The 3,165-nt window shown below is 44.1% G+C and carries 4 protein-coding genes; 2 read left to right on the top strand and 2 right to left on the bottom strand.

Features of this window, described 5'->3' with window-relative positions; all coding sequences use genetic code 11:
• Both PX636_RS02710 and PX636_RS02705 read right to left on the bottom strand, forming a co-directional pair.
• Window positions 1-875 (bottom strand): serine/threonine protein kinase (locus PX636_RS02710; RefSeq protein ID WP_288116150.1); only part of this gene is annotated, 875 nt, incomplete at its 3' end.
• Window positions 876-886: 11 nt separating this feature from the next.
• Window positions 887-1,084 carry a hypothetical protein gene (locus PX636_RS02705; RefSeq protein ID WP_012264852.1) on the bottom strand — a complete coding sequence of 66 codons (198 nt, stop codon included), beginning with the start codon at window positions 1,082-1,084 and terminating at the stop codon, window positions 887-889.
• A gap of 201 nt (window positions 1,085-1,285) precedes the next feature.
• Here PX636_RS02705 and crtE point away from each other — a divergent pair, with 201 nt between their 5' ends.
• A complete protein-coding gene (gene crtE, locus PX636_RS02700; protein ID WP_012264853.1) occupies window positions 1,286-2,215 on the top strand; it encodes a geranylgeranyl diphosphate synthase CrtE in 930 nt (309 codons plus the stop codon).
• 17 nt (window positions 2,216-2,232) lie between these two features.
• Window positions 2,233-2,685, top strand: a complete 453-nt coding sequence (locus tag PX636_RS02695; protein WP_002733310.1) for a divergent PAP2 family protein — start codon at window positions 2,233-2,235, stop codon at window positions 2,683-2,685.
• Window positions 2,686-3,165: the final 480 nt, after the last annotated feature.

The following is a 3,165-nucleotide window of genomic DNA, read 5'->3' as shown; positions in this document are numbered from 1 at the left end:
CTTTTTTGCAACTGTACCCGACTCCCTGCGGGTTTTTCAAGGTTCGAGGAAGTTAATTGAATTTCGTGGAGAGTATTTAAAGCTTGATTTGCTGCCTGTGCTGAAATAAACCTTTTCTCGATACTAGGTTCAATTAACTGCCCCAACCAATGAACAAAAGCAGGGCTTAAATTGGCTAAATTATTTAATTGAATTTTGCCATCTTTTTGGGGTAAATCGGCGGGATGAATGCCTGTAGCTAGATAGATTAAAGTGGCTCCTAAACTGTATAAATCAGAAGCGGCAACGGTGCGACCACCGAATTGTTCAGGGGGCATATAACCGTAGGTTCCGACAATAGTTAAAGTGGCCTGTTCCTGTTGGGCAACAGTCTGGACAGAACCAAAATCAATTAAATAAACATTGCCGATACTATGGCCCGAGCGATCTTTTAATAAGATATTACTAGGTTTCAAATCCCGGTGGATAATTGGCGGATTAAGTCCATGGAGATAAATTAAAATACCTAGGATAGATTTAGCTAATTCTTGTAGGTCTGCTTCAGTAAATTTGCGACCGGTTTCTACCTGTTCCTTGAGAGATTTAGCCTCGATATAACTCTGAACAAGGGCAAAACCTTGATAGGTATCGGTGCGAACTTCAAAATAGTCGATATATTCAGGAATCGAGCGACAATCTAGATGTTTAAGAGTTTCGGCTTCCCGTTTAAAAAGTTTTAAATCTGTCCATTCAAAATCGGGACTGAAGATTAATAATTTGACGACAACAGTAGCGCCCGTTTTTAGATCTTGGGCGAGAAAAGTGCGTCTTCCGGTTTGTTTACCTAACTGACTTTGGATTTGGTATCGATCGCCTAAAATTTGCCCTGGCAGCATACAATATATTCCTAGGATAATCCTAATTCTAGGCTAATCGAGAAATTTCTCAACCGCAAGCTAACAAAACGGAAGTTTGACCGAATCATCAAAACTTTAGCGTCTCCCAGGATAACTGCGGCGAAATTCAATTGTATCGCCCGTTTTTCGCCAATTCCTGGACTGGGCTGAGGGATGTATTTTTTCAGGTTAAAAGAGAAAATAGGCATCAGAAAAGAAAATTGGCCCATCTCCGTCTGGGAAATTTTAGTACAAATGTTCAGACTGTCAACTCCGGTGCTGCCATGCAGTCTGAAGGAGTAATTTAGATAGTCAACAGCTTAGGGTACAAGGGAGTAGCCAGTTTAATTCCCATCGAGGTGGAGTTTCCTGATATAGTTTTAAAAGCAGTCGGTTCAAGACAAAAAGACATGGTTACTAGGGGCGAACAAGGGGTAGAAGTGAGGAAAAACGAGAGCTTTTCTCTGGCTTCCTATCTGGAGGAAAAGCGGTTAATTGTCGAGTCAGCTTTAGATAGCTCTTTAGTTATCGGCAATCCCGCCAAAATCTACGAGGCGATGCGCTATTCTCTCCTCGCTGGCGGCAAACGTCTGCGGCCGATTTTATGTCTGGCTACCTGTGAATTGATGGGGGGTTCCCTAGAGATGGCTTTACCCACCGCTTGCGCCCTGGAAATGATTCACACTATGTCATTAATTCATGACGATTTACCCGCCATGGATAACGATGATTACCGACGCGGGAAATTAACCAATCATAAGGTTTTTGGCGAAGATATCGCTATTTTAGCCGGGGATGGTCTCCTAGCCTACGCTTTCGAGTATGTGGCTACCCAGACTCGTAATGTACCTCCCCTACAGATTTTAGAGGTAATTGCCCGTTTAGGTCGCACTGTCGGGGCAGCGGGTTTAGTGGGAGGTCAGGTTTTAGACTTGGAATCCGCAGGAAAACCCGATATTTCGGCAGAAACTCTCGGTTTTATCCATACTCAGAAAACGGGGGCCTTGTTGGAGACTTCTGTGGTGTCGGGGGCAGTTTTAGCGGGGGCAAAAGCGGAAGATATAGCTAAATTAGCCCGTTATGCCCAAAATATTGGCTTGGCTTTCCAAATTATCGATGATGTTCTCGATATCACGGCGACAAAGGAGGAATTGGGCAAAACCGCCGGTAAGGATCTACAGGCACAAAAAGCCACCTATCCTAGTCTCTGGGGGATAGAAGAGTCCCGCCAGCAAGCTCAACAGTTAATAGATAGTGCCATCGGTGAATTGAGTGGCTACGATGAGGCCGCTGAACCTTTACGGGCCATCGCCGAGTATATTGTTAATCGTAAAAATTAAATTAAACGAATGAGATTATGCAGGACTTCGAGCAGGTGTTACACAATCAAATACTGCTAGTCTCTCTTTTAGCTTGTTTCACTGCCCAGGGATTAAAAGCGCTGATTGAGTTAATCCGCGATGGTAAGGTGAGTCTGCGCTATCTAGTCTCGTCGGGAGGAATGCCTAGCGCTCACTCGGCGCTGGTGGGGGCCTTGGCTACTGGGGTAGGATTACAGATGGGTTGGTCTAGTCCCGAATTTGCGATTGCGGCGCTTTTTGCGGTTATTGTTATGTATGATGCGGCTGGAGTGCGTCAGGCAGCAGGAAAACAGGCCCGGATTCTCAATCAAATTATCGATGAAATGTTCCAGGAGGGCAAGGAATTTAACGAGGAACGTTTAAAGGAATTAATTGGTCATACTCCTTTTCAAGTGCTGGTCGGTTTAAGTTTGGGTATCGGTATCGCCATGGTGCTGCTCTGTCATTAATTGAGGTGTTTTCTGGGGTTGAGATAAACTAGATTTAATAACTGAAAATCCGGGGTAATCACTCATGTTACAATCCCTAAAAATTGAGGGCTTTTGCGGTTTTCAAAGTTTTGAGATGGCCAATCTTGGTACGCCAATTCAAATTTGAAACGCATCAGCAGCAATGTTTGAGATAGAGGCAAAAAGTAATCAAAGTTACAGGAATCCACTCAACAAAGTGCTGATAACTGGGTAAATTGGCACAAGCATCGCTCCAGTATTCAGCTACATGGTCTAAATAGGGTTTGCTGAAAAAGTTTGTTGGTGGGGTTAGGAGTCGGTCGTCAGGAGTCTCCGAGTCAGGAGTCGGGAGTTTCAGGCTTTGTTGCCCTCTCTTTTTGTACCAACTTATGTACTACAAGAAGGATAATGCAAGGTTTTTGATGGTCCCAATCCGATTTTCGCAGCATGAACATCGGATTTTAACAGGTCAAAAGCCTT

It is taken from the genome of Microcystis sp. M53598_WE2 (assembly GCF_030067735.1).
Lineage (GTDB): Bacteria > Cyanobacteriota > Cyanobacteriia > Cyanobacteriales > Microcystaceae > Microcystis > Microcystis aeruginosa.
This window is presented reverse-complemented; position numbering and strand designations above follow the sequence as displayed.

Coding starts and splice junctions, on each gene's coding strand:
- PX636_RS02705 (WP_012264852.1), bottom strand. CDS start 1,084: ATGCCTATTTTCTCTTTTAACCTGAAAAAATACATCCCTCAGCCCAGT.
- crtE (WP_012264853.1), top strand. CDS start 1,286: ATGGTTACTAGGGGCGAACAAGGGGTAGAAGTGAGGAAAAACGAGAGC.
- PX636_RS02695 (WP_002733310.1), top strand. CDS start 2,233: ATGCAGGACTTCGAGCAGGTGTTACACAATCAAATACTGCTAGTCTCT.